Source organism: Bradyrhizobium sp. LTSPM299, from assembly GCF_000938235.1.
Classification (GTDB): domain Bacteria; phylum Pseudomonadota; class Alphaproteobacteria; order Rhizobiales; family Xanthobacteraceae; genus Bradyrhizobium.
This window is the reverse complement of record NZ_JYMU01000057.1, coordinates 87120-111837: the sequence shown is the minus strand read 5'-3', so window position 1 is coordinate 111837 and position 24718 is coordinate 87120. Positions and strand designations below refer to the sequence as shown.

The window sequence follows — 24718 nt, the reverse complement described above, 5'->3', positions numbered from 1 at the left end:
GACGCGACTAACTGGCGCGGTTCGACTTTGCCGCCCCGGGGCTAATGATTGGGACCAGGATAATTATGGACCTTAGGCAGCTTCGTATATCCCGCCGCACGATTGCCGTAGCGGTCGCATTGACCGGCACGGTGTCGCTGGCGATCGGCGCCCATGCCGCGCTCAACAAGCGTTCGCTCGATGCCGCCAAGGCTGTCGCCACCGAGCAGACCGGCTCGATTGGTGCGGGCGCGCCCCGCCTCGCGCTGATCATCGGCAACGGCCATTACCCGGACGCCTCGGCTCCGCTGGCGCAGCCGATCAACGATGCGCGCAATCTGTCGGCCACGCTGCGCCACAACGGCTTTGACGTCGACGTCGTCGAGGACGCGACGCGGGACGACATGGTCCGCGCGGTCGAGCGGATGAAGGCCAAGATCCGCCCTGATACGGTCGTGATGCTGTTCTTCGGCGGCTACGGCGTGCAGGTCGGCCGTGAGAGCTACATGATCCCGGTCGATGCCGCGATCTGGAAGGAAGCCGACGTCAAGCGCTCCGGCGTCAGCGTCGAGTCCGTGCTCGATGTGATGAAGGACCAGGGCGCGAAAGCCAAGCTCGTCGTGCTCGATGCGAGCAGGCGCAACCCCTATGAACGCCGCTTCCGCTCGTTCTCACATGGCCTCGCCCCGATCAGCCCGCCGGAAAACACCCTGGTGCTGACCTCGGCCACCCCTGGCAAGGTCGCCGACGATTCGGCATCGCAGAACAGCGTGCTGGTCTCGGAGCTCTTGACCAACCTCAACGCCCAGGCCGGTGCCGAAACCGCCTTCAACAAGACCCGCGTCGCGATCTCCCGCGCCAGCGAAGGCGAGCAGGTGCCCGCAGTGTCATCGTCGCTGCTGGAAGACGTCAAGCTCGGCGGCTGAGGCTCGGCTCTATCCATACGTCGTCCCGGCGCAGGCCGGGACCCATAACCACCGAATTGAATAGTTGAAGAAAGCCGATGCCGCTTGTGCCCCTTCCGCGGGCCGCGGTGTATGGGTCCCGGCCCCCCGTGCGCAATTGCGCATTAGGCCGGGACGACGGGAGCCTACTTCCCTTCCGCACTTCCCCCCACCGGCCGCACCGGATCGCCTTCGCGCAGCAGCGCGCCGGCGCGGGCGACCACGATCTCGCCCTCCTGGATGCCCTCGCGGATCTCGACCTGGCCGGCCGCCATCAGCCCGGTCTCGACCCGCCGCGTCTCGACGCGGTCGCGGCGCACCACCTGCACCACGGTGCCGGCGGTGGAATAGAGGATCGCGGTCAGCGGCACCGCGACGCCGCAGCTCTGCCCGGTCTTGATCAGCGCGCGGCCGGACGAATTCACCAGCAGGCGCCGGTTGCTCGCGATCGCCAGGAACACCTGGCCGAGCTGGCTGTTCGGCTCCACCGTCGGCGCGATCCGCCGCACCCGTCCGTCGACATCGCCGGCGCCCGAGATCTTGATCTGCGCGGTCTGGTTGGCCTGCAGCTTGCCGATGTCGCGCATCGGCACCATGCCGACCAGATCGTATTCGCTCTTGGTGATGATCGAGAACAGCGCCTCGCCCTTGGCCGAGGCCGGGCTGCCCACGATCGCCGTCGAGGCCGAGATCGTGCCCGCCACCGGCGCCGTCACATTCATCGAATTGTTGCCGTCGTTCAGCCGCGCCAGCATCTGCCCCGCGGTGACGCTGTCGCCGGCATCGGCCAACACTTCTGAGACCTTCAGCCCGAACTTCTCCGGCCGAACCTGCTGCTCGTCGCGTGGCAGCACCAGCCCGGAGACCTCGACGATATTGCTGAAGCAGAATTTCGAGGCTTTCAGCACGGTGACGGCAGCGCCTTTTGGGGTGGCGTCGGTCTCTCCGGCGGCCAGCGCGGCGAACGAAATCATCGTCGAAGCGACCAGGGCGGACGCGCACGCAAGACGTGACATCATCGGCGTTTCATTCCTAAAAACGTAGCGCTTTCGAGCGAAGTGAATGCCGGTTCGCGCGAAGAAGCGCGTCAAATAAACTTGCTTACTGAATACCAGATGTCCGGCTTCGGAGCTAGGCGGCAAGCCTCTGCGCCATCAAGGATGAACGCCGGCCGTGCAACCGTGCGTTGGGTCACAAAGGGACAAGAATGCGCCCTCTGAGTATTTTCAAAGGTGGATCGGTTCGCACAGCTCGGACGCTTCGCGTCGCGAGATTGCGGACACGCATCTCCTTATCGGCTGTTTGACAATTGAATCGGAGCGACTGGCGCTTCAGCTTTTTCTCAGCGCTTCACCGTCACCCTGAGGAGGCCGCAACGCGGGCGTCTCGAAGGGTCGACGGCCACAAGCCGGGCCCTGCATCCCTCGAGGCTCGCAAGGGCTCGCGCCTCCAGCGACAACGGCAAAGCCGTTGCGCGGGGATGACGGGGAAAATGATTGTGCCGGGACGACGAAGCGAATGCCGCGCTACTCCGCGACCTTCTTCACGCGCTTTGCGGCTTTCGGCTTGGGGGGCGGGGGCGGGTTTTCCGCGAGTTCGCGGGCGTCGTCGGCCTCTTTGGCCTGGCGGAGCGCGCGCAGCCGGTCCATGTTCTTGCGCACGGCGCTGGCCTGGCGCTCGACGTCGGCGATCGCGCGCACGCCTTCCTCGGCCGCAAGCCGCTGGCGGTGCGATCGGGCGAGGCTCTCGGGCGAGGGGTCGGCTTGCTTCCTGGTGGCCATGGTCATCCTGTTGTTGGGCAGTCTGCCGTGTCAAGGCTACAAACCGACGCGCCAAAGCCCGCCCAATCCTTCGATCGAGCGGGCCGCGTGGTCATTCCAGTACATCCGTGGAATGACTCGGGCTCGAGCATGTTGCCGCCGCGACAAGCGCGCCGGGCATGCTCAGGCAAGGACTTAGGCCAGCGAGAGATTCTCGGCGCTGGTCTTGCCACGCATCTTGTCGGTCTTCAGCTCGAACGAGACCTTCTGGCCTTCGGCCAGACCGGAAAGACCGGCACGCTCGACAGCGCTGATATGAACGAACACATCGCTACCGCCGTCGTTGGGCTGGATGAAACCAAAGCCCTTCTGGCCGTTGAACCACTTCACAGTACCTGTAGGCATCTTCTCTTCTCCAAAAGCGCATACGCGCATCATCGCGCAAATCTGCGCATCACCAATTCAACTGACGATGTTCTTTGGAAAAGGGCCGCTTGGACCATTCAACAAGGCGCAACGGCTAATCGAATGCCGGGAATATACACACTTTCCCCGAGAATACAAGGCAAGGGACGGGGCACGGACGGGCAAGGGACTGGCAAGGGACTGGCAAGGGACTGGCAAGGGACTGGGCCGGGTTCCCGCTGGCGGCGCGGGGGACAGTGCAGTGCATGCGCCCTGGAACCGTCGATCACGGTCGCGTCACTCAGCTTCCATGCAGCTGCAACCGAAGAAACCGTCATCGATCGAGGCCAATTTGAAGCATCGAAAGTTCGGACCCTCGTTGCAGCCGCCGATGCACTCCATGCCGTCGTCGTTGCCCTCGCACTGGCGGAACGACTGATCGTCGGGGAAGTCCGGGAAGGCGATGCGCAGGATCCGGAGCTTGTCCGGCCAGGTCGCGGGCACGACGAATTTCTTGCCTTTATCGTCGCGGATGAAGAAGCCGAAGGGAAACCGCACGTCGCCGAGATTGACCGCGCTCACGGCCTTGACGGCGGGATTGCTGGGGTCGCGGGCTTCCTCTTTGGTCAGGAAGGTGATGCCGTTGCGCACAATAGCCATGGTCGCCTCCGTTGAAGGTGCGCAGAACCTATCAGGCACGCCCGGGTTGTTCTGTTAAACGGTTCACAATCGGACGTGATGCTCACTCCGCCGCGGTCGCTTCCGCCGCCGGCTCGCCCTTCCAGCGCAGGATCTCGGCGGCAAGGATCGGATGATTGAATCCCTTCAGCACCAGATCGTCGATCGCGCAGCCCTCGACATAAGGCTCGACCATGCCGAAGACGCGGCGGCTGACCACGATCTGGTTGGCCTTGGCCTCGCCGCACAGCCGGGAGGCGAGGTTGGTGACGCTGCCGATCGCGGCATATTCCAGCCGCTGCTCGAAGCCGACCTGGCCGAGCGTGGCATAGCCGACCGCGATGCCGATGCCGAAGCCGAGAATGTGGCCGCGGTTGCGCCAGCGCTCGGTCAAGGGGCCGATGGTGTCGCGCATCTCGACCGCCATCTTCACCGCGCGCGCGGTGTGGTCGTCGAGCTGGAGCGGCGCGTTGAACAGGATCATCACGCCGTCGCCGGCATATTTGTCGAGCGTGCCCTCATATTTGAAGATCAGCTTGCCGAGCGCCGCATGATATTCGCGCAGCACATTCATTGCCTCTTCCGGCTCGGTCGCCTCGGTGAACGCGGTGAAGCCGCGCAGGTCGCAGAACACGACAGTCACTTCGCGGCGGTGGCTGGCGAGCAGGCCCTCGGGGCTGTCGGATGAGGCGATCAGCTGCGCCACCTGCGGCGCCAGGAAGCGCTCGAGCCTGCGGATGCGCTCGATTTCGCCAAGTTGCGTCTCGACCCGCGCTTCCAGCGACTTGTTCCAGTCCTTCAGCTCTTCAGTCTGCTGCTGGAGCTTGTCGGCCTGCTCGCGCACCGTGCCATGGGCTTGTTCGAGCGCGTGGCTCTTGTGATCTACTTCGGTGAAGAGCCGCGCATTGCGCATCGCCAGCACCGATTGGTGCGCAAACGTCTTCATCAGGCCGATCAGATTGGCCGGGAAGTCGCCGGCCGCCTTGCGCAGCACCACCAGCGAGCCGAGCACGCCCTGCTGGTCGACCAGCGGCACCACCAGCACCGAGTGGAAGCCGGCGCCGACCACGATGTCGCGCAGCGGATTGTCGGGGATCTCAGTGAGATCGGGGAATGTCAGCGGCTCGCCCTTGGCGGCGGCCTCGGCCAGCGGGCTGCCGACTTCCGCGATCGCGCGGTGGCTGCCTTCGGCCTGCTTGTCGATGCCGATCGATTCCGTCAGGTTGAAGCTGCGGCTTGCGGCATCGTAGCCATAGATCAGCACGGCGTCGGCATGGGTGATCTCGAGCGCGCGGGCGGCCACCGTCGGCAGTACGGCGTTGAGATCGAGCGAGGACGACACCGCGCGGCCGACCTCCTCCAGCACCTTCAGCTCGTTGATCGATTGCGCCAGATCGCGCGTTCGCTCCTTCACCTTCCACTCGAGGTCGGAATAGGTCTCGGCAAGCTGCCCGGCCATGCTGTTGAACTGGCCGGCGAGCTCTTCCAGCTCATCCGCCGTCTTCACCTCGATGCGGTGACCGAAATCGCCCGCCCCCAATCGTCGCGCGCCGGTACGCAGCGCCGTGATCGGCACCAGCATGCGCCGCGCCAGGATCGTGCCGGCGATGATCGCGACCACGAGGCCGAGCGCCATCAAAAGCACGATGCGCACCAGCTGGTCGCGGATCGGCGCCAGCGCCTGCGCGGTCGGCTGCTCGAAGAACACGAACCAGCCGAGCTTGGGCATCGCGCGCGCAGTGGTCAGCACGGCGTTGCCGTCGCTGTCGGTGCCGGAGGCGACAGTCGCGCTTTCGGACGTGAGCATGGCGGCGACCTGCGGCAGGGCGGAGAGATCCTTACCCGTGTCCGGCCCCTTCGACGAACTCGCCAGCACGTGGCCCTTGGGATCGACGACATAGGCAAAGGCGAAGCGGCCGACCTGGGAATCGCCGAGGAAATCATTCAGGAAGCGCAGGTCGATCTCGGCCATTGTGACGCCGGCATTGAAGCCGGAATGCTGCTCGCCGATCGACATATACGGCCGCTCGTCGCGGAAATAGGCCGGCGCGTAGGCGGTGCCGAGGCTGAGCGTATCGGTGAAGCGCAGGTCACGGGAGAAGTCGGCGTTGGAGTTCACCGTGACGGTCTGGCGCGACAGCCGCAGCTCCTCGCGGCCCTGGCCGTTGATATAGGTGAGCTGGCTGACGGCCGGCACCTGGGCGAGCAACTGGGCGTAATCGGCACGGCGCAGCGCCAGCGTGTTCGAATAGGCCCGCGTCGCCCAGGATATCTGGCGATCGAGATCGGAGACCGATTGCTCGATGCGCTTGGCGGTGGCGTCCGCCTTCTCGCCCATCGCGTCCGTCAGCGTGCTCTTGATGCCGCGGTAGCTGATCCAGGTCTCGAGCGCGCCGTTGACGGCCAGCACGAACACGACAAGGCCGACGAGCGCGAGCACATATTTGGCGAACAAGCCCCCGCGCAGGAACCAGACCTTGTCCTTGACCTCGTTCATCCAGCCTCGTCCGCCCCTTCAAATCAACCGGGTGCGCCGCAGTATGGAGGCTTGTTTAGCACGGATCGGGGGGCCGGGGCGGTGGCCTGGCTCACATGGTTAGCCCCGAATTTTGGCGGGGGAAGCCGGGAATATCAGCGGTTGAACAGCTGCCGCAGCACTTCGTTCATCGCCGGATTGTCGTGCTGCTCGGCGGTATCCGCTGGAGCCGGGTTGGCGGGGGCCGGTGGCGCGGCCTGGTCGGCGGTGGGGGCGGATGGCGCGGGTTGGGTGAGGCTACGTCCTTGGCTGGAACCTTGGCTCCCACGGGCCGCGTTGCCTTGGTTCAAGGTGGAGAGACCCTGCTGCAGCAGGCCGCCGATGGTGTCGCCGAGCTGTCCGTTGGGCAGGTTGGGCTGGCCGGCAGCGCTGCTGCCGGGCTGCGCGGGCGTCCCGCCGCCCTGCGCGCCATTGAGGAGATTGGTCAGGCCGCCGAGGCTTTGGCCAAGCCCCTGGCCATTCGGCCCGAACAGGCCCTTGCCCATCTCCTTGAGCTTGGCATAGGCAGCGTCGGGATTGTCGAGGATGCCTTGTATTTCAGGATAAATCCGCGGACCGACCCACGGCCCCTCGATCATCACGGGAATGCCGAAGCCGACCGGGTTGCCGGCGCGGCCCTGGCCCTCGGTCGTCATCACGAGCTGCGGCTCGACGCGGAACCCGATCTGCCTGGTGTTGAGATCGATGGTGCCGACCCCGGTCATCTTCACTAGCGGACCGACCAGATTGAGATCGGTGGTGACGGCCTGGCCCTTGTCGATCTTGAAGGAGGCCGAGAGCTGGCTGAGATCGGTCGACTGCGCCTCGCTCTCCTGCCAGCCTGACAGAGTGCCGGCGGTGAGGTTGCGGATCATCTGCGCGACGTTGAGCCCAAGAATCTTACCGTCCTGGAACACCGCAAACGCGGTGCCGCCGAGATTGGCGACGATGGCGCGCTCGCTGTTGCCCTGCGAACGCAGGCTGATCCGTGCCTGCATCCGGCCATCGAGCCTGTCGAACTCGGCGATGCTCTTGAGCACCGGCAGCGCGCGCACGCCGTTGAGATCGAGCTGCAGCGTATAGGCCGGATTGGTGGTCGAGGCATCGATCGTGAGGTCGCCATTGGCGTTGCCCTCGTAGGCGCCGAGATTGGAGAGCCGGCCTTTCAGCACACCGCTGTTGACCGTTGCATCGATCGCCGCCGGCGCGAAGCGGCCGTCATCGATCATGAATTCCGCCACCGAGATGCGCGCCTGCGCGTCGACATAGTTCAGCCCGTTGAGGTCGATCGAGGCGTTGCTCCACGAAGGCTGCGCCGACGCATCGGGCTGGCTCGGCGTCGTGGCAAGGGTGATCCGTTGGAAGTCGAGATCGAGCTTCACGAGCGGCTTGCTGCTGGCGAAGTCGACCGAGGCCCAGCCGGTGAAGCCGCCGTCACCGAGCGTGCCGGAGACGCCGTTGAACATCACGACGGTGCCGTTCAGCCGCACCTCGGCATTGGCCTTGATTGCGCCAGGCAGCAGGCCCGGCGCATCGATGTTGATTTCGGTTGGCACGTTCTGCCGCTCCAGCGGCGGCGCAGGCGCGGTGGCCCGGATCTCGAATTTCAGCGGTCTGTCATTGGCGCGCGCATTGCCCGCGACGATGATCTTGCGGTCGGCGCCGACCGTCACGTCGGCATTGAGCGTCTCGGTCCGGTTCTCGACCCGATCGCGGACATTGGAGAACACGATGGTGCCGCCGGTGACGCTGACATGCCGGATCGTGATGGCGCTTGCGTCTCTGGAAGCTGAGGATTTCGCCGGCGGATTGTTGTCGCGGATGCGCTCGCGCTGCAGCGGCAAATTGACCACGGGTCGGACGATGACGAGGTCGCTGATATCAGGCTTGCCCGACCACAGGCTCGAGAGCGTCATGTCGGCCTGGATGCTGCTCGCGGTGAAGCGGTTATTGATCTCCTGCTCCCGGGGATCGTGCAGCGCGACGTCGCGCAGTGTGAGGGTGACGGTCGGCCAAAGCCCGATTCTGGCGCCGCCATTGATCGCGAGCTTGTAGCCGGTCTCGCGCTCGACCTGCTCTGTGATCGCCGAGATCAGGAAACCGGACGGGATCCCGATCGCCGCGAGCAGCGCGACGATCACGAGCACGACGGCGATGGCGGCCCCGGCAAATTTCAATGCTCTCATGTCGTCATTCCAGACCGGGCAAGCGGCGTCAGATTGGCTCAGTGATGGGCCGGCCGATCGCGCGAGATTATCCCGCAAAACGGGACCTCGCTCCAACGCTTGGCTCCAAGGAATGAAAAAATATCCGCGGCTTCGATGAACTTATGTGACGTGTGACACACTTCCATGAGGGTGAACTTTGCTAACCGGCGTTGGCGGGACCGCCGGACACGATTGGAAGGCAATAAAATGAGCAAACAGGTCGAATTTGCGGTTATTTTGAAGATGAACCCGATGTTCGCGGATCTCGGCGCCGACGAACTGCAGCGGCTGTCAGGCCTCTGCCATACCCAGCAGCTCGCCAACGGCGAGGTGCTGTTCCAGAAGGGCGATGCCGGTGACGCCCTGTTCGGGGTCCGCCGCGGCCAGGTCCGCATCGAGACCGGCGCCTCCGACGGCAGCCGGCTCACGCTGAACTTCATGGGGCCCGGCGATCTGTTCGGCGAGGTCGCGGTGCTCGACGGCCAGGACCGCACCGCGGACGCGACCGCGGGCGAGGCCAGCGAATTGTTCGTGCTGCGGCGTCAGGATTTCCTCACCTTCCTCGAGCAAGAGCCGAAGGTCGCGGTGAGGTTGATCGAATTGTTGTGCCAGCGCATCCGCTGGCAAAGCGAGCGCATGGAAGAATCCGTGCTGCAGCCGCTGCCGGTGCGGCTGGCGCGGCGGCTGTGCGCGCTGGCCGAGGATTACGGCTCCGAGGTGCACATCTCGCAGGAACAGCTCGGCGTCTTCGTCGGCGCCGCGCGCGAGAGCGTCAACCGCCAGCTCCAGACCTGGCGCAAGGACGGCATCCTCGACCTGCAGCGCGGGCGTATTCTGCTGCACAACATCACCAAGCTGACGACGGTCGCGCGCAACGACTAGAAACGTTGCGTGCAACGTGCGCGGGAAGATTGAATCGTCTCGCGCAGTTCGCGCGCGTATGCACGCGCGTCCGATTGCTTAAAAGACTTGCTTGCGGGAACCGGTCGCGATCGCTTTCATTGGCGTGGGTCCTTGGGGTGACACCCAGCCTTGCTGGCCTCACGCCATCCACCTGCAAACCCCTGCGGTCCTCCCGTTGACCGCAGGGGTTTTTGCTTTCTGGCGGGTGCTCGTGGAGTGCAGCTAGGCGTACACGTCTATCTCAGCACGATCTCCGGATCGGACCAGCGCAGATATTGTCGCGGCGCGGTCCCGAGTTCGCGCTTGAACATCGCGGCGAAGGCGCTCGGGCTGTCATAGCCGACATCGAGCGCAACGCAGGTGACGGCCTCGCCGGCGCCGAGCCGCGCCAGCGCTTCCAGCAGGCGCACGCGCTGACGCCAGGCCGAAAAGCTTTGTCCGGTCTCGCGCCGGAACAGACGCGTCAATGTGCGCCGGCTGAGGTGACAGCGATCCGCCCATTCGTCGAGCGTGAGAGCCGAGCTTGGATCGAGCAGCACCGCTTCGCAGATCGCGGCGAGCCGTGGATCGGGTGGGACCCGCACGTGCAGGGAAACCTCCGGCATTCTGCCGATTTCGTCGAGCAGGAATGCGACAAGCCGGCCGTCGCGCCCATCAGGGTCGTAACGCGTCGGCATCTGCACCGCTTCCTGCATCAGCGCTTCAACCAGCGAAGACACACGGATCAAGCGGCATGTTGCCGGAGCATTCTTCACCTGATCTCGCGTGACGTAGATAGTCTGGATTTCGGCCTCACCCCATGCCCGCGATTGGTGGACGATTCCGGCCGGAATCCACAGGCCGTGGCCGGGTGGCACGACGAAATGGCCACGTTCGGTCTTCATCGAGGTGACGCCTGCCGTCTGCAGGATGAACTGGTCGCGTCGATGCGCGTGTCGCGCACTCATGCTCTCGTTCGGATAGCTTGCCGCCATCGCCGCGACTGGCCGCTCGACCTGTTGCAGTTGTCCGGCATAATGCGCCGCGGCCACGGGACCGGATTGCTTGCGGCTGACGCGCAAGTCGACGGTGTCATTTGGTCGCGCTGCGACTTTCAAATGTCGTGAACTCCTGATCGATCGCCTTTTCGCAGGGTGCTTGTTTTCGCAGGGAGCTATGCATCTTCCGGGCCAAATGGCCCGATCGCGATGGTTATTGACCCCTTTCAGGTAGCGCGGGCCATGACGTTTAGCAACAATGCACACCCGCGACATTCGCCGCAATCGAATGCAAGACGCGCGGCGACGGAGAGGTCCGATGAACAGACGCGAATTCACTATGGCCATGCTGGCCTCGGGTGCAGCCATCCCGTTCGGCATCACGCGGGCAGCGGGCCAGACCCGCGGCGGGACGCTCAACACCATCATCCAGCCCGAGCCGCCGGTTTTGGTGACTGCGCTGAACCAGCAGCAGCCGACGCTGACGCTCGGCGGCAAGATCTACGAGAGCCTCCTGAAATATGGCGCCGACCTCAAGCCGATGCCCGGCATGGCGCAATCCTGGGAAGTCTCGCCAGATGGCCTGACCTATACGTTCAAGCTGTTTCCAGGCATCACCTTCCACGACGGCAAGCCGATGACGTCGGAAGACGTGGTGTTCAGCTGCATGACGCTGTTGAAGGAAACCCATCCGCGCGCGCGGCAGAACTTTTCCCGCGTGGCGTCGGCCGAAGCTCCCGATCCCCTTACCGTCGTGTTCAAGCTGAAGCAGCCGTTCGCGCCGTTTATCGGCTGCTTCGACTGCACATCTGCCCCGATCGTGGCCAAGCACATCTATGAAGGCAGTGATTACCGCAAGAACCCGTTGAACGATCAGGCGATCGGCACCGGTCCCTTCAAGCTCAAGGAGTGGGTGCGCGGCTCGCATGTCCACCTTGTCAGGCACGACGGCTACTATCTGAAGGATCAGCCTTATCTGGATGAAATCGTCTACCGCGTGATTCCGGACGCCGCCTCCCGGGCGCTGGCGCTCGAAAACGGTACGGTCCAGCTCGCGCAATGGGCCGACGTCGAATTTTACGATGTGCAGCGGTTCAAGACGCAGAAGAATCTCGAGGTGACCACCAAGGGCTACGAGTACTTCGCGCCGCATCAGTGGATCGAGATGAACAACCGCATTGCGCCGATGAACGACAAGCGGTTCCGGCAGGCGGTGATGCATCTGATCGATCGCGACGCGTACAACAAGCGCGTCTATTTCGGCAACGCCAAGGTTGCGACAGGGCCGATTTCGTCGAAGACGCGCTTCTATGATGGCAACGTGAAGCGTTACGAATTCTCCGTGGAGAAGGCCAAGGCACTGCTCGACGAGATGGGGCTCAAACCCGATGCCAATGGCAAGCGCGCCGAGATCAAATACGTCGTGCCGCCCTACGGCGAGTCCTATCAGCGCTCCGGCGAGTTTTTCCGCCAGAGTTTTGCGCGCGTCGGCATCGACCTCGTCCTTGTCGGCACCGATATGGCCGGCTGGGCGGACAAGGTCGGCAACTGGGACTACGAGATGACCCAGAACCTGCTGTACCAGCTCGGCGACCCCGCGCTTGGTGTCGCGCGCACCTATATTTCGTCGAACATCAAGAAGGGTATCCTGTTCTCGAACACACAAGGCTATTCGAATCCGGAGGTCGACAAACTGTTCGACGAGGCCGCTGTGGCTCTCGATGAAGCCAAGCGCCAGGAGCTTTACACCAAGGTGCAGCAGATCCTGGTCGAGGATGTCCCGGTGGCCTGGACGCTCGAGATCGAATACCCCGTCATCTACGACAAGGCGTTCAAGAATATCGTGACGACAGGGATCGGCTCGCACGAAACCTTCGGGTCGGTCTACAAATCGTGACCCGGCTCGGGGGCGTCGCAGCGTTCGGGCTGCTCGCGATCAGCCGCATCGCCCAGCTGGTCGCCGTCATCCTCGTCATCGCGACCTTCAACTTCGTGTTGGTGCGGGCCGCACCCGGCGACCCGGCCCAGGTGATGGCCGGACAGTCGGGCGCATCCGATCCGAAGCTGCTGGACGATCTGCGCAAGGAGTATGGGCTCGACAAGCCGTATGTCGTGCAGCTTGCGAGCCAGCTCGGCCGCGTCCTCCGGCTGGATCTCGGCTATTCCTATCGCCAGCGTCGCCCTGTGGTCGACCTCATCCTTGAGCGGCTTCCGGCGACGCTGCTGCTGACGGTGACGGCGTTCTGTCTTGCGCTCTTGATTGGCACCGTGCTTGGCGCGTTGGCGGGCCTCGCGGCCGGCAGCGTGCTGGATACGGTGTTCACTGTGCTCTCGCTGGTGCTCTATGCCACGCCGGTATTCTGGCTCGGCCTCATGCTTGTCCTCGTCTTCTCGGTGACGCTCGGCTGGCTGCCGCCGTTCGGCTATGAGACCATCAACGTCCAGCTCTCGCCGCTGCAGCATGTGCTCGACATCATGATGCACATGATCATGCCGGTCACCTCGCTGGCGGCGATCTATCTGGCGATCTATGCGCGGCTGATGCGCTCCTCGATCATCGAGGTCGCCCAGCAGGATTTCATCAAGACGGCGCGCGCCAAGGGTTTGTCCGGGTCGCGCATTGTGGTCGGTCACATGCTGCGCAATGCGCTGGTGCCGGTCGTGACTGTTGCCGGCATGCAGGCCGGCGCGCTGGTCGGCGGCGCCGTGGTGATCGAGACGGTGTTTGCGTGGCCCGGCCTCGGCCGCCTTACTTTCGAAGCCCTGCTGCAGCGCGACTATCCGGTCCTGCTCGGCATCTTCCTGGTCCTGTCGATCGTCGTGATCGTGCTCAACCTGCTTACCGACCTGGTCTACCGGCTGATCGATCCACGCATGACCACGGGTGCGGCGTAATGGATACGATCCGCGCCTTCCTGCGCCATCCGAGCGGCATGATCGGGCTTGTCCTGCTGCTGATCGTCCTCATCGTGGCAATTCTCGCGCCGACCATGTTTCCGGTCTCTCCGTGGGAGATGGTCGGTGCTCCCTTCACGCCGCCCGGCGAGGACGGAATGTGGCTCGGCGGCGATACGCTCGGCCGCGATGTCGCCGCCGGCGTGGCCTATGGGGCGCGGGTCTCGCTCCTGATCGGCATTGCGTCGGCGCTTGCGGCGATGGCGATCGGCGTCGTCGTCGGCGCGATCTCGGGCTATTTCGGCGGCAAGATCGATCTCGTGCTGATGCGGATGACGGAATTGTTCCAGACCATTCCCGCCTTCATTCTGGCGATCCTGCTGGTCGCGACCTTCAATCCGTCGCTGCTCACCATCATCCTGACGATCGGCGCGGTGAGCTGGCCGCCATTGGCGCGTCTGACGCGCGCAGAGTTCCTGCGGCTGCGGCATCGCGAATTCGTCGAGGCCGCGCTGTGCCAGGGCGAGCGCACCTGGCGCATCGTGATCGGCCATATCCTGCCGAATGCGATCTCGCCGATCCTGGTCGTGACGTCGCTGACGGTCGCCACCGCGATCCTGCTGGAAAGCGCGCTGTCCTTTATGGGGCTCGGCGATCCCAATCTGATGTCATGGGGCTTCATGATCGGCGCCGGACGCACCGTGATCCGGAACGCCTGGTGGATGAGCGTGTTTCCGGGACTGGCCATCCTCATAACCGTGCTGGCGATCAACCTGTTCGGAGAAGGATTGTCCGACGTGCTCAATCCGCGGGTCTCGAGGCGCCGGACATGAGCGAAGCTGTGCAAACCAACGCGCCGGTGCTTTCAGTTGAGGCGCTGTCGATCGCGTTGCCCGAGGGCGGCGACCGCGCGTTGGCGGTGGAGAACGTCTCGTTCGAGATCAGGCCCAACGAGGTGGTCTGCCTGGTCGGCGAATCCGGCTCGGGCAAGTCGATGATTGCCCATGCGGTGCTGTCACTGCTGCCGCGCGGCGTCGACATCGCATCCGGCGTGGTGACGGTCGCGGGACAGGATCCATCGAAGCTCGACCGCCGTGCGTTGCGCAGCCTGCGCGGCGGCGAGGCCGCGATGATCTTCCAGGAGCCGTTGTCCTCGCTCAATCCACTCAAGCGCGTCGGCAAGCAGATCGAGGAGATGATCGCAGCCCACCAGCGGCCTGTGCCGTCACGGGCTGAAGTGAAGCAGCGGGTGCAGACGCTGCTGACGCAAGTCGGTCTGCCCAACCCGCATCTGCTCGAGAAGAGCTATCCGTTCGAACTCTCCGGCGGGCAGCGCCAGCGGGTCATGATCGCGATGGCAATGGCCAACCGGCCTGCACTCCTGATCGCCGACGAGCCGACGACCGCACTCGATGTCACGACCCAGCGCCAGATCCTCCGCCTGATCGATGATCTTCGACGCGAGCGCGGCATGGGCGTGCTGCTGATCACGCATGATTTTGGCGTCGTCGCCGATGTTGCCGATCGCGTCGTGGTGCTTCGCCACGGCAAGGTGGTCGAGCAGGGGACGGTCGACGAGGTGCTGCGCAATCCGAAGGCGGCCTATACGCGCGAGCTGATCGACGCGGTGCCGAAGGCGCGCTTTGCGGATATCCATGGCAGGGTCGTGCGTCCGGAACCGCTGCTGGAGGTGGTCGGTCTGCAGAAGACGTTCCGTGTGAAGCGCGGCTGGTTGCAGCCACCACGCGAGGTCCTCGCTGCTGACGGCATCTCGCTGACCTTGTACGAGGGCGAGACGCTGGCCGTGGTCGGCGAATCCGGCTCCGGCAAGTCGACGCTCGGGCGCATGATCATGCGGCTGACCGAGCCTGATGGCGGCGCTATCCGCTTCGGCGATCAGGATCTCAGGCAGTTACGCGGCGAGGCGCTGCGCCAGGCGCGGCGGCAGCTCCAGATCGTGTTCCAGGATCCCTTTGCAAGCCTTGACCCCCGCCAGAAGGTCGGCGACGCCGTCGCGCGCGGCCCGATGGCCTACGGCACCTCGCGCAGTGATGCGATGGAGCTGGCGAAGAAGCTGCTGGTGCGGGTCGGATTGTCCGATGCCGCCGCCGATCGCTATCCACACGAATTCTCCGGCGGCCAGCGCCAGCGCATCTGCATCGCGCGGGCACTTGCGCTCAAGCCGCGGGTGCTGATCGCCGACGAGGCGGTGTCGGCGCTCGACGTCTCGGTGCAAGCCCAGGTATTGGCGTTGCTCGCTGAACTGCGTCAGGAGATGCGGCTCGCCATGATCTTCATCACCCACGATCTGCGCATTGCCGCCGAGATCGCGGACCGTGTTATCGTGCTGCAGAAGGGGCGCATCGTCGAGGAAGGCTTGACGGCCGACGTCTTCACCGCGCCGCGCCAAGCCTATACCCGCGATCTGCTCGACGCGATCCCGGGCCGCAGCTTCTTCGATCAGCCGGGTTTCGCTGTTATACCGGGGCCCCAGGCCACTGCAGGGCAAATCTCATGAGGGATGCGCGTTTCAACGTCCCAGGTATAGACTGACAGAAAGGAAGCTTCGTGATGAACAGTCATGTCGCCGGCGACAAGCCGCCGGTCAAGTCATCGGAGGATCTTCGCGCGCATTTCGGGCAAGTGAGCCCGCTTGCGGAGAAGAAGGTGCTCAATCATATCGACAAGTTCTGCCGCGACTTCATCGCGCTGTCGCCGTTCCTGGTCATCGCCACCAGCGACGGCAAGGGCCACGCTGACGCCAGTCCGCGCGGCGACGCACCGGGATTCGTCGCCGTGATTGACGACAAGACGCTGCTGATCCCGGACCGGCGCGGCAACAACCGCGTCGACACCTTCAGCAACATCCTGGCCTCGCCCGGAATAGGCCTGATCTTCCTGGTGCCCGGCATCAACGAAACGCTCCGCATCAATGGCCGCGCGGAGATCTCGCAGGAGCCGGACCTGCTGACCCCGCTGACGGCGCAGAACGTCACGCCGGTCATCGGCCTCAAGGTGCATGTCGATGAAACCTATTTCCATTGCGGCAAGGCGCTGATGCGCTCGAAGCTGTGGAATCCCGCCACCCAGGTCGAGCGTCACAGTTTTCCGACGCTTGGCCGGATCATCGCCGAGCAAACCGCAGCCGTTGAGGTCGAGGTCGCCGAGAAGACGATAGAAGAGGCCTACCGGACGAGGCTCTACTAGCGATGCTAGCCAGTTACGTGAGGAGAGCACGCTCGTCAGGCTCCCTCCCCCTTGCGCGGGAGGGTTGGCCCCGGGCGAGATGATCGACGGGAGCGCCGCTCTGGAAACGTCAGCTGCAGAAGTCCACAAACGCCATATGCGATAGTCCGGGGCGAGGCGCGCTCGCGATTTCGGAATAATGGAATAATACCGCTGAGTTGCCCGACATGTCAAGTTGTCGTGTCGAACGCCGGCAGCCGCCGGCTACTTTGCATGGGGTTGTTTTCGATATTTAGGCAGCGCGCACCTATCGCGCTTTTGGGCGCGCCGCGCGTTCACTCCGCCGCGGGCGATATCATGGTCGGCGGGGGGCCGGGTGGTCCCTTGGCCGGTGGTTCGGCGTGATGCTCGTTCGGGGGCAGCTCGTCGTCGGCGTGAGACACCACGAGCCGCTTGCCGAAGCGCCAGATCAGGGCGCCGAGGTCGTCCATCACCATGAACATCGCCGGTACGAACACCAGCGACAGCACGGTCGAGAAGATCAGGCCGCCGATGACGGCCAGCGCCATCGGCGAGCGGAATTCGCCACCGGCGCCGAAGGCGAGCGCCGACGGCATCATGCCGGCGGCCATCGCGATCGTGGTCATCACGATCGGGCGGGCACGCTTCATGCCGGCGTCGATCATCGCCTCCTCGCGCGGCTTGCCGTCGCGGATCGCCTCCACCGCGAACTCCACCAGCATGATGGCGTTCTTGGTGACGATGCCCATCAGCATCAGGATGCCGATCCACACCGGCGTGGTGAGCTGCTTGCCGGTCAGCAGCAGCGCGGCGATAGCGCCGCCGATCGACAGCGGCAGCGAGAACAGGATGGTGATCGGCTGCAGGAAGGTGCCGAACAGCAGCACCAGCACCGCATAGACCATCATCAGGCCGGCTGTGATCGCGGTGGCAAAGCCGTCGGACAGTTCGGCGAGGCTTTCGGCGTCGCCGGACGGACTGACTTTGACGCCCTTGGGCAGGCTCTTCATCACAGGCAGGTCGTAGATCAGCTTGGTGGCGTCGCCGAGCGCGGCATTGCCGACGAGGTCGGCGGCGACGGTGGCCTGCCGTTCGCGGTCGTAGCGGTTGATGCTGGTCGGGCCCTGGTCGAGCTGGATGTCGGCGACCACAGACAGCGGCACGCCGCCGCGCTCGCCGCGCTGGCCGAGCGGCACGCGCAACTGCTGCAGCATCTGCAGGTCGCTGCGCGCATTGTCCTCGAGCTGAACGCGGATCGGCACCTGGCGGTCGCCGGCGTCGAATTTGGCCAGCGCCGGGCCGACGTCGCCGATGGTGGCGACGCGGATGGTCTGCGACAGGCTTTCGGTCGAGACGCCGAGCCTTGCTGCAAGCTCGGCGCGCGGGCGGATGCGCAGCTCGGGCCGGTCGAGCGAGGTCTCCGAGATCACGTTGGCAATGATCGGGATCCGCTTCATCTGCGTCGCCAGCTCGCTGGCGACGTTGTTGACGATGTTGCTGTCGATGCCGGTGACAACAAGCGAGATGGCGCGCAAGCCGTTCTCGTCGAGGAACCAGAACCTGATATCAGGCACGTTTTCGAGTTCGTTGCCGATCGCAAGCTCGAGCTGGCGCTGGGTGATCTTGCGGTCGGTCTTCGGCGTGTAGTTGATGATCAGCGCGGCGCGGCGCACCTCCAGCGTGCCCGGCGGCACGCGTCCGCCGTCGACGAATATGCTGCGCACCTCGGGCCGCTTGCGCAAGCGCGCCACGATCTCCTCGGTGACCTTCTCGGTATAGGCGAGCTGCGAGCCCGGCGGCAGCTCCATCGCCAGCAGCGAGCGCGCGGTGTCCTGCGCCGGCAGGAAGCCCTGCGGCAGCAGCGTGATGCTCCAGATCGACGCGGCGAACACGCCGAATCCGACCAGCACCGTGATGAAATGGTGCTTCACCGACCAGGTGACGAGGCTGTGATAGGTGCGCAGGATGCGGCCGGGCGCCGGGTCGTCATGCTCATGGTGCTTGAGGAAATAGGCGGCCAGCATCGGCGTGACGAAGCGTGCTGCGAGCAGCGAGAAGAACACCTGCACCGAGACGGTGATGCCGAACTGCTTGAAGAACTGCCCGGCGATCCCGGACATGAAGCTCGCCGGCGCGAAGATCGCGATGATCGTCAGCGAGATCGCGATCACGGCAAGGCCGATCTCGTCGGCGGCCTCGAGTGCCGCGCGATACGGCGTCTTGCCCATCCGCATGTGGCGGACGATGTTCTCGATCTCGACGATGGCGTCGTCGACCAGGATGCCGGTCGACAGCGTGATGGCGAGGAAGGAGACCAGATTGAGCGAGAAGCCGAGCAGGTCCATCGCCCAGAACGCCGGGAAGATCGACAGCGGCAGCGAGACCGCGGCGATCAGCGTGGCTCTGATGTCGCGCAGGAACAGCAGCACGATGATGACGGCGAGGATCGCGCCCTCGAACAGGGTCGAGATCGCGGCCTCGTAATTGCCCTTGGTGAATTCGACCGAGGTGTCGATCAGCTTGAGATCGACGTCGGGATAGGTAGCCTTCAGCGCCTCGATGCGCTTCTGCACGGCGGCCGCGACCACCACGTCGCTGGCGCCCTTGGAGCGCTTGATGCCGAGCGCCACCACCGGCTCGCCGTTGAAGCGGGCGAAGGTGCGGCGGTCGGCGATGGTGTCGGTGACGGTACCGAGATCGTCGAGCCGCACCTCGCCGCCGCCGAACAATGGAATCATGGTGCCGGCAAGCTCGTTCAGCGTCTTGGCGCCGGCGAGCGTCCGGATCGCCTGGTCGTTCTTGCCGATCTCGGCGCGGCCGCCGGCGAGGTCGACATTGCTGCCGCGCAGGATCTGGCTGACATTGACCGCGGTGAGCCCCACCGCCTGCAACTTGTCGGGATCGAGCGAGACCAGAATCTCGCGCTCGACACCGCCAATGCGCTCAACTTGCGCGACGCCGCGCACGCCCTGCAACGCGCGCTTGACCACATCGTCGACAAAATAAGACAGCTGTTCCGGCGTCTTGCCGGGCGAGATCGCCGCATAGGTCACGATCGGCAGGCCGATCACGTCGACGCGCTGGATCAATGGTTCGGTGACGTTCTGCGGCAGGTTGGCGCGCACCCGCGTCACCGCGTCCTTGACGTCGTTCAGCGCGCGGTCGGTGTTGGTCTCCAGCGCGAACTGGATCGTGGTGACCGACAGGCCGTCTGTGATTGAGGAGGAGATGTGGCGGACGCCCTCGACGCCGGAGACGCCGTCTTCGATGGTCTTGGTGACCTGCGATTCAAGTTCCGACGGTGCTGCGCCGAATTGCGAGACCGCGACCGAGATCACCGGAATGTCGGCGCTCGGCAGCCGCGTCACCGCGAGCTTGGTGAAGGAGACCCAGCCCAACACCAGCAGGATGATCGAGAAGACGATCGAGGGAAGCGGGTTCCGGATCGACCATGCCGAAATATTCAAAGCCATTAGCGTGCCCGAGTTACCGTGACCGAGTGCGATCGAGTTCGTCGGCGAACACGGTCTTGATCTGGTCGCCGTCATGCAGCGAGGTGCCAGCATCGGCCACGACGGTTTCGCCGACGTCGAGGCCTTCAAGGATTTCGGTCGAGGTGTCGGACGTCAGGCCGACGCGAACCCTGCGCGTCTCGACCGTGTTGCCCTTCACCACCTGCAGCGTGAGGCGGTCGATCGCGGTGCGCGGCACCGCGACGCCACAGGAGCGCTTGGCGTCGATATTGGCGCGCGCGAACATGCCGACCTTCAAGGTCGGGTTGTTGTTGAGGGAGATGCGGACGTGCCCGAGCTGGGTGGTGCGATCGATCTGCGGGGTGATCTGGCGTACCTTGCCGACCATGTCGGGCGCGTCGTCGCGGCTGATCCGAACATTGGCGCCCGGATTGAGCTTCAGGAGCTGGAAGCCCGGCACTTCGGCGTCGAGCTCGATCTCGTTGTTGATGGAGATGCGGAACATCGGGCCGGCCTGCGGCGAGGCCGGCGCGCCGGCCGCGGTGCGCACCTCGGTGACGAGGCCGGGGGCCGGGGCGCGCAGCGAGATCGGCCGGGCATTGGCTTGAGCGGCCTGCTGCGGCGGCGCGGTCAACCGCGCCAGTTCCTGGTTCTCGGTGACGGTGTCGCCTTCGCGGACGAGGACGTCGGTGACCTTGGAGCCTTCCTGGTCGACGTTCACCTGGGCCTCGCGGCGCGGCACGATGAAGCCGGTGACGCGGACCATGTCGGAGAAGCAGGCATTGGTCGATTTCGTCACCACGACCAGCGCCTGGCCCGGCGTCTCCTTCTCCTCCGGATGCGAGCGATGCTCGAACGCGTAATAGGCTATGCCGAGCCCGACAAAGACGACCGTTCCGAGCGCAGGTTTGAGGTACTGGAAGACATTCATCGCCGGATCAATCCAGAACTTGGCGCGCCATGCGCGCTCCTCGAAACATCATTTTGCTCGCCGCATTGTGCTTGAGCATGCGGACATCGGCTGTCCATTGTCGGGGATCATGCTCTGACATCATGTGAAGCAGGTCACGCAAGGGCTGCCTTGGGATTCCTTTGGGGGTCATCCCAAAAGCAAATGCGTCCCGCCAGGGTGCGGGACGCATTCTAACCTTAAAAACACGGCACGCTACGCCCATCACCTGGATATCACTCGGGTATCACCCTGGTATTACTTGGACGCGGTGGCCTTGTTTTCCATGTTCACGACCTGCACGCGGCGGTTCACGTCCGCCATCGGCTGGTTCGGGTCCTTCAGCTTGCTCTTGCCATAGCCGACGGTGACGAGGTCGGAACCGGCGATGCCGAATTTGTCGACGAGGTAGCGCTTGATCGCATCGGCGCGGCGCTCGGAGAGGCCCTGATTGTATTCCTCGCCGCCGGCGGCGTCGGTATGGCCGGCGACCACGAAGGTCGAGCCCTTCAGGTTGGGATTGGTCAAGGCGCGGCCGAGCGCCTGCACCGAGGGCAGCGATTTCGCGCTGACGTCGGCAGAGTTGTAATCGAAGTTGATCTCGAGATCGATCTTCGGCTTGTCCTGGACGATGGTCGCGATCTCCTCGCGTTCGGCCGATGACAGCGAGCGCGTGGCGCGGCCGCGGACGGTCTGCACGAACTTGGCCTGGTCGGCGTTCAGCGCGGGCGAGGTCTGTGGGCCGGCCGACAGGCCTCGGGTCAGCGGCTTCTTGTCGGGCGTCAGCGCCTTGACGATCTGGTCCTCGGTGATGTCGTCGCCGGCGCGGGCGGCCACAATGCCGAACGACAGCGCGGCGCCGATGGCGGTGACGACAAGGATCGCGGTCAGATTTCTGGACGGCTTGAACATATCGGTCCCTCCTGCGCACGTCCCGCGCGGTTCCAAATGACTACTCAAATCGCAGCCGGCGCCGGGCACCGGCACGCACCCTCTAGTTTGGTCTCGAAATTCCGTCCGCGGTTCGAGGAATGCCGCGGGCAGGCGTCAAATACACGTCATTGTACCCCGTATTCGCTGAATTCCTTCACGATATTCGGGTCCATCGCCTTGGCATTGGCGATGTCGAGATCGCCTTCCGCGATCGAGCCGTTACGCTTCTTGGCGAGGCCCCGTCCGTACAGCGAGGAGGTCAATCGCGGGTTGATCTTCAGCGCGGCGTCAAAATCGGCGATGGCGTTCTTGTTCTGCCCGCTCTTCAGGTTCATCAGCCCGCGGCTGTCGAGCGCGTCGACGAAATTCGGGCGCAGCCGCAGCGCCTCGTTGCAATCCCTGAGCGCCGCCTGCAGATCGCCGACCACGGTGCGGACCCAGCAGCGGTTGTTGTAGGCCTCGACGTCCTTGGGATTCACCCGCAGCGAATTGGTGAAGTCCTTGATCGCGAGGTCATAGGCGCCCTTGCTGGCAAAGACCTGGCCGCGACGGTACAATGCTGCTGCATCGTCCGGGTCTTTGTCGAGCTTGTCGTTCAGGCCCTTGATGGTCGGATCGTCGGCGAGCGCGAGCGCGGACGGGCTGGGCGGGGTCGTCGGTGCGGGCTGGACGATGGTCGGTGCCGGAGGCGGCGGTGGCGGCAGCGTGATTTCGGCCGGCTTGGGTGGAGCAGGCGGTGGTGGCGTTGGGGCGGTTGCGGTCTTGACGGGTGGTGCCGGCGGTGGCGGTGGTGGTGCGGGTGGCGTCACGGCCACTTCGGCCGGGGGCGGTGCAGGCAGCGCGTTCGACGGCCGCGGTGCGCCGCCGGGGCTGAAGGAGAAATCCTCGGCCAGTGACGACGAAATCCACGGCACCTGCTCCTGGCGTGAGGCGCGGGTGACGCCGACCCGGGTGCGGTTCAGGATCTCCTCGGCCATCAAATCGGGGGTGCGGATCTCCTTCAGGAGCTCCCGCACGAACAGGCTGTGGTCGCTGCCATTGTCCGAGATCACCGACGACAGCGCGGCCGAGTACATCACCAGCGTGCCGTTCGGCGCGATCACAGGCGCCAGGCCCGCCGAGAAGCTGCGGAACCGGCGCTCGAACGGATTGCGCCTGGAGGCGTCGACCAGCGCGATCTTCACCCCGGCGCCGCGGCTGTTGATGTCGCCGAGCACGGTCTCGAGGCTGAAGCCGTCACGGCGCACGTCGGGCTCGGCCCAGATCTGCGCGTCGACCGGGATCATGTAGCTCTGGCGGTTCGACTGGATGCCATAACCCGAGAAGAAGATCAGCGCGACCGAGCCCGGCTTGATCTTGCCATAGAGCTTGTCGAAGGCGCGGCGCATGCCGTCACCGGTCAGGTTCTCGCCGACATCGACGATGAAGCCGTCGCGCTTGAGTTCGTCGGCGACGTCGCGCGCATCGTTGATCGGCTCCTTCAGCGGCGCGTCGGCGTCGGGATATTTGGCGTTGCCGATGACCAGCGCGAAACGCTCACCGGCTGCAAGCGACGGAGCGGACGACGCGATCGAAAAAATCAGGGTAGCAAGCAACGCAAGGCGAATTTTCATGATCGCGGCAATCCAGATCGCGGCATTCCAAGGGAAATGGCGCCGATTCCAGCCTGCGCCTCGGCGACCTTACTCTAGCGAAAATCCATTATCAAACCACGGCCACACCTCGTCAATCGCTTGCGGCACCGGCGTGAGTTGTAGCCATCGATCATGAGCCTTTGGGGGGGAAGCTTTGGGGGGACATGCGCGGCCATGACTGGATCGCCATCCGGGCATGGTGCAAGTTCCGGCAAGCCGTTAATGTGACCCCACTCACAGAGGCTGCGGCCGCGCCGTCATGCGCCCGTCATTGTCGCGCGTGGTTTGACCTTTGCGCGCGGCGATGGCTTGGTGGGCGGGGCGGGCCACGCCATCCACAACAGGCGATGCAAACAAGAGCGAAACCGATGGGAAACGCCTACGAAATCTATGCCCTGCGCTATGCGACGATGTCATCGCGCACGCCTCATTTGAACTTCCTGGTGCCCGATCCGCACGACACCGCCGCGCAGGATCTCGATTATTTCGTCTGGCTGATCCGTGGCCACGGCCGCGACATCCTGGTCGACACCGGCTTCAACGCCGAGGAGGCCAAGGCGCGCGGCCGCAAGCTGACGCTCAATCCGGTCGACGCGCTGGCCGCCTTCGGCGTCAGCGCCGATGCGATCCGCGACGTCATCGTCACCCATCTGCACTATGACCACGCCGGCAATCTCGACCGCTTCCCGAACGCCCGATTCCATCTGCAGGAACGCGAGATGAGTTACGCGACCGGCCGCTGCATGTGCAACGGCATGCTGCGCCATCCGTTCTCGGTCGAGCACGTCACGCAGATGGTGCGTCACGTCTATGGCGAGCGCGTCACCTTCCACTCCGGTGACGGCGAGATCGCACCCGGCGTCACCGTGCATCGCGTCGGCGGCCATTCCGACGGCCTGCAGGTGGTGCGGGCCGAGACCGCGCGCGGCCCCGTCGTGCTGGCATCCGACGCCGCGCATTACTATGCGAACCTGCACAGACGCAGCCCGTTCCCGATCGTCTACAATGTCGGCGACATGGCGAGCGGTTGGGAAACCGTCGAGCGGCTCGCCGGCCATCCGGACCGCTTCATCCCCGGCCACGATCCAATGGTGAGCGAGATCTACCCCCGCGCCAGCGACAAGGTCGACGCGTTCGCCCTGCATCTCGCGCCATCGCGGTCGTTTGCGAAGTAACGTCGCGGTGAGGTGAGCGCGCGGCGCGGGCTCCCTCTCCCCCCTTGCGGGAGCCCTCTACTCAAGAGGGCGGAACGAGAAGCA

Annotated in this window: 19 protein-coding genes; 8 read left to right on the top strand and 11 right to left on the bottom strand. The window is 64.6% G+C overall.

What is annotated here, in order from left to right; translation table 11 throughout:
* Positions 1 to 65 precede the first annotated feature (65 nt).
* Entirely contained in the window at positions 66 to 905 is an 840-nt protein-coding gene (locus tag UP10_RS29020; RefSeq protein ID WP_044590623.1) for a caspase family protein, read from the top strand.
* Positions 906 to 1069: 164 nt separating this feature from the next.
* Here the strand turns inward: UP10_RS29020 and UP10_RS29015 are convergent, their stop codons facing one another.
* From UP10_RS29015 to UP10_RS28990, 6 genes are all read right to left on the bottom strand, one after another.
* Positions 1070 to 1939: an efflux RND transporter periplasmic adaptor subunit gene (locus UP10_RS29015; protein WP_044590646.1), complete on the bottom strand. Its 870-nt coding sequence runs from the start codon at positions 1937 to 1939 to the stop codon at positions 1070 to 1072.
* Between the two features lie 510 nt (positions 1940 to 2449).
* On the bottom strand, positions 2450 to 2704 hold the full coding sequence (locus tag UP10_RS29010; RefSeq protein ID WP_044590645.1) for a hypothetical protein: 255 nt from the start codon (positions 2702 to 2704) through the stop codon (positions 2450 to 2452).
* A gap of 174 nt (positions 2705 to 2878) precedes the next feature.
* Positions 2879 to 3088, bottom strand: a complete 210-nt coding sequence (locus UP10_RS29005) for a cold-shock protein (protein WP_044540783.1) — start codon at positions 3086 to 3088, stop codon at positions 2879 to 2881.
* A gap of 297 nt (positions 3089 to 3385) precedes the next feature.
* Positions 3386 to 3748 carry a hypothetical protein gene (locus UP10_RS29000; RefSeq protein WP_044590622.1) on the bottom strand — a complete coding sequence of 121 codons (363 nt, stop codon included), beginning with the start codon at positions 3746 to 3748 and terminating at the stop codon, positions 3386 to 3388.
* An 82-nt stretch (positions 3749 to 3830) separates the two neighbouring features.
* A complete protein-coding gene (locus UP10_RS28995; protein WP_044590621.1) occupies positions 3831 to 6263 on the bottom strand; it encodes an adenylate/guanylate cyclase domain-containing protein in 2433 nt (810 codons plus the stop codon).
* A 134-nt stretch (positions 6264 to 6397) separates the two neighbouring features.
* Positions 6398 to 8467, bottom strand: coding sequence for an AsmA family protein (locus UP10_RS28990; RefSeq protein ID WP_044590620.1), 2070 nt, complete (start codon positions 8465 to 8467; stop codon positions 6398 to 6400).
* 228 nt (positions 8468 to 8695) lie between these two features.
* On the opposite strand from UP10_RS28990, the gene UP10_RS28985 reads away from it, so the two are divergent.
* On the top strand, positions 8696 to 9370 hold the full coding sequence (locus UP10_RS28985) for a Crp/Fnr family transcriptional regulator (protein ID WP_044540788.1): 675 nt from the start codon (positions 8696 to 8698) through the stop codon (positions 9368 to 9370).
* Between the two features lie 257 nt (positions 9371 to 9627).
* On the opposite strand, the gene UP10_RS28980 is transcribed toward UP10_RS28985, so the two are convergent.
* Positions 9628 to 10488, bottom strand: coding sequence for an AraC family transcriptional regulator (locus UP10_RS28980; protein WP_044590619.1), 861 nt, complete (start codon positions 10486 to 10488; stop codon positions 9628 to 9630).
* Positions 10489 to 10687: 199 nt separating this feature from the next.
* Here UP10_RS28980 and UP10_RS28975 point away from each other — a divergent pair, with 199 nt between their 5' ends.
* Genes UP10_RS28975 through UP10_RS28955 form a run of 5 tightly spaced genes read left to right on the top strand, consistent with a single transcriptional unit; the run spans position 10688 to position 16470 of the window.
* The gene (locus UP10_RS28975; protein ID WP_044590618.1) at positions 10688 to 12265 is read left to right on the top strand and encodes an ABC transporter substrate-binding protein; all 1578 of its coding nucleotides are present in this window, start codon (positions 10688 to 10690) and stop codon (positions 12263 to 12265) included.
* Positions 12262 to 13263, top strand: a complete 1002-nt coding sequence (locus UP10_RS28970; RefSeq protein WP_044590617.1) for an ABC transporter permease — start codon at positions 12262 to 12264, stop codon at positions 13261 to 13263. The genes UP10_RS28975 and UP10_RS28970 overlap by 4 nt, the downstream gene beginning before the upstream one ends.
* On the top strand, positions 13263 to 14096 hold the full coding sequence (locus UP10_RS28965; RefSeq protein ID WP_044540791.1) for an ABC transporter permease: 834 nt from the start codon (positions 13263 to 13265) through the stop codon (positions 14094 to 14096). Before UP10_RS28970 ends, UP10_RS28965 begins: the two co-directional genes overlap by 1 nt.
* Positions 14093 to 15781, top strand: coding sequence for a dipeptide ABC transporter ATP-binding protein (locus UP10_RS28960; RefSeq protein ID WP_044590616.1), 1689 nt, complete (start codon positions 14093 to 14095; stop codon positions 15779 to 15781). The genes UP10_RS28965 and UP10_RS28960 overlap by 4 nt, the downstream gene beginning before the upstream one ends.
* A 53-nt stretch (positions 15782 to 15834) precedes the next feature.
* Positions 15835 to 16470, top strand: coding sequence for a pyridoxamine 5'-phosphate oxidase family protein (locus UP10_RS28955; protein WP_044590615.1), 636 nt, complete (start codon positions 15835 to 15837; stop codon positions 16468 to 16470).
* A 314-nt stretch (positions 16471 to 16784) separates the two neighbouring features.
* Here the strand turns inward: UP10_RS28955 and UP10_RS28950 are convergent, their stop codons facing one another.
* From UP10_RS28950 to UP10_RS28935, 4 genes are all read right to left on the bottom strand, one after another.
* Positions 16785 to 19943 (bottom strand): efflux RND transporter permease subunit, encoded by a 3159-nt coding sequence (locus tag UP10_RS28950; protein WP_044590614.1) that lies wholly within the window; start codon positions 19941 to 19943, stop codon positions 16785 to 16787.
* A gap of 13 nt (positions 19944 to 19956) precedes the next feature.
* Positions 19957 to 20874 (bottom strand): efflux RND transporter periplasmic adaptor subunit, encoded by a 918-nt coding sequence (locus UP10_RS28945; protein ID WP_044590613.1) that lies wholly within the window; start codon positions 20872 to 20874, stop codon positions 19957 to 19959.
* 276 nt (positions 20875 to 21150) lie between these two features.
* Positions 21151 to 21804, bottom strand: coding sequence for an OmpA family protein (locus tag UP10_RS28940; protein WP_044590612.1), 654 nt, complete (start codon positions 21802 to 21804; stop codon positions 21151 to 21153).
* A gap of 146 nt (positions 21805 to 21950) precedes the next feature.
* Positions 21951 to 23438, bottom strand: coding sequence for a caspase family protein (locus UP10_RS28935; RefSeq protein ID WP_044590611.1), 1488 nt, complete (start codon positions 23436 to 23438; stop codon positions 21951 to 21953).
* Positions 23439 to 23827: 389 nt separating this feature from the next.
* On the opposite strand from UP10_RS28935, the gene UP10_RS28930 reads away from it, so the two are divergent.
* Positions 23828 to 24634: an N-acyl homoserine lactonase family protein gene (locus UP10_RS28930; RefSeq protein WP_044590610.1), complete on the top strand. Its 807-nt coding sequence runs from the start codon at positions 23828 to 23830 to the stop codon at positions 24632 to 24634.
* Positions 24635 to 24718 lie beyond the last annotated feature (84 nt).

Coding starts and splice junctions, on each gene's coding strand:
- UP10_RS28930 (WP_044590610.1), top strand. CDS start 23,828: ATGGGAAACGCCTACGAAATCTATGCCCTGCGCTATGCGACGATGTCA.
- UP10_RS28985 (WP_044540788.1), top strand. CDS start 8,696: ATGAGCAAACAGGTCGAATTTGCGGTTATTTTGAAGATGAACCCGATG.
- UP10_RS29005 (WP_044540783.1), bottom strand. CDS start 3,088: ATGCCTACAGGTACTGTGAAGTGGTTCAACGGCCAGAAGGGCTTTGGT.
- UP10_RS28940 (WP_044590612.1), bottom strand. CDS start 21,804: ATGTTCAAGCCGTCCAGAAATCTGACCGCGATCCTTGTCGTCACCGCC.
- UP10_RS28950 (WP_044590614.1), bottom strand. CDS start 19,943: ATGGCTTTGAATATTTCGGCATGGTCGATCCGGAACCCGCTTCCCTCG.
- UP10_RS28975 (WP_044590618.1), top strand. CDS start 10,688: ATGAACAGACGCGAATTCACTATGGCCATGCTGGCCTCGGGTGCAGCC.
- UP10_RS29015 (WP_044590646.1), bottom strand. CDS start 1,939: ATGTCACGTCTTGCGTGCGCGTCCGCCCTGGTCGCTTCGACGATGATT.
- UP10_RS28995 (WP_044590621.1), bottom strand. CDS start 6,263: ATGAACGAGGTCAAGGACAAGGTCTGGTTCCTGCGCGGGGGCTTGTTC.
- UP10_RS29020 (WP_044590623.1), top strand. CDS start 66: ATGGACCTTAGGCAGCTTCGTATATCCCGCCGCACGATTGCCGTAGCG.
- UP10_RS28990 (WP_044590620.1), bottom strand. CDS start 8,467: ATGAGAGCATTGAAATTTGCCGGGGCCGCCATCGCCGTCGTGCTCGTG.
- UP10_RS28960 (WP_044590616.1), top strand. CDS start 14,093: ATGAGCGAAGCTGTGCAAACCAACGCGCCGGTGCTTTCAGTTGAGGCG.
- UP10_RS28935 (WP_044590611.1), bottom strand. CDS start 23,438: ATGAAAATTCGCCTTGCGTTGCTTGCTACCCTGATTTTTTCGATCGCG.
- UP10_RS28965 (WP_044540791.1), top strand. CDS start 13,263: ATGGATACGATCCGCGCCTTCCTGCGCCATCCGAGCGGCATGATCGGG.
- UP10_RS28945 (WP_044590613.1), bottom strand. CDS start 20,874: ATGAATGTCTTCCAGTACCTCAAACCTGCGCTCGGAACGGTCGTCTTT.
- UP10_RS29000 (WP_044590622.1), bottom strand. CDS start 3,748: ATGGCTATTGTGCGCAACGGCATCACCTTCCTGACCAAAGAGGAAGCC.
- UP10_RS29010 (WP_044590645.1), bottom strand. CDS start 2,704: ATGGCCACCAGGAAGCAAGCCGACCCCTCGCCCGAGAGCCTCGCCCGA.
- UP10_RS28955 (WP_044590615.1), top strand. CDS start 15,835: ATGAACAGTCATGTCGCCGGCGACAAGCCGCCGGTCAAGTCATCGGAG.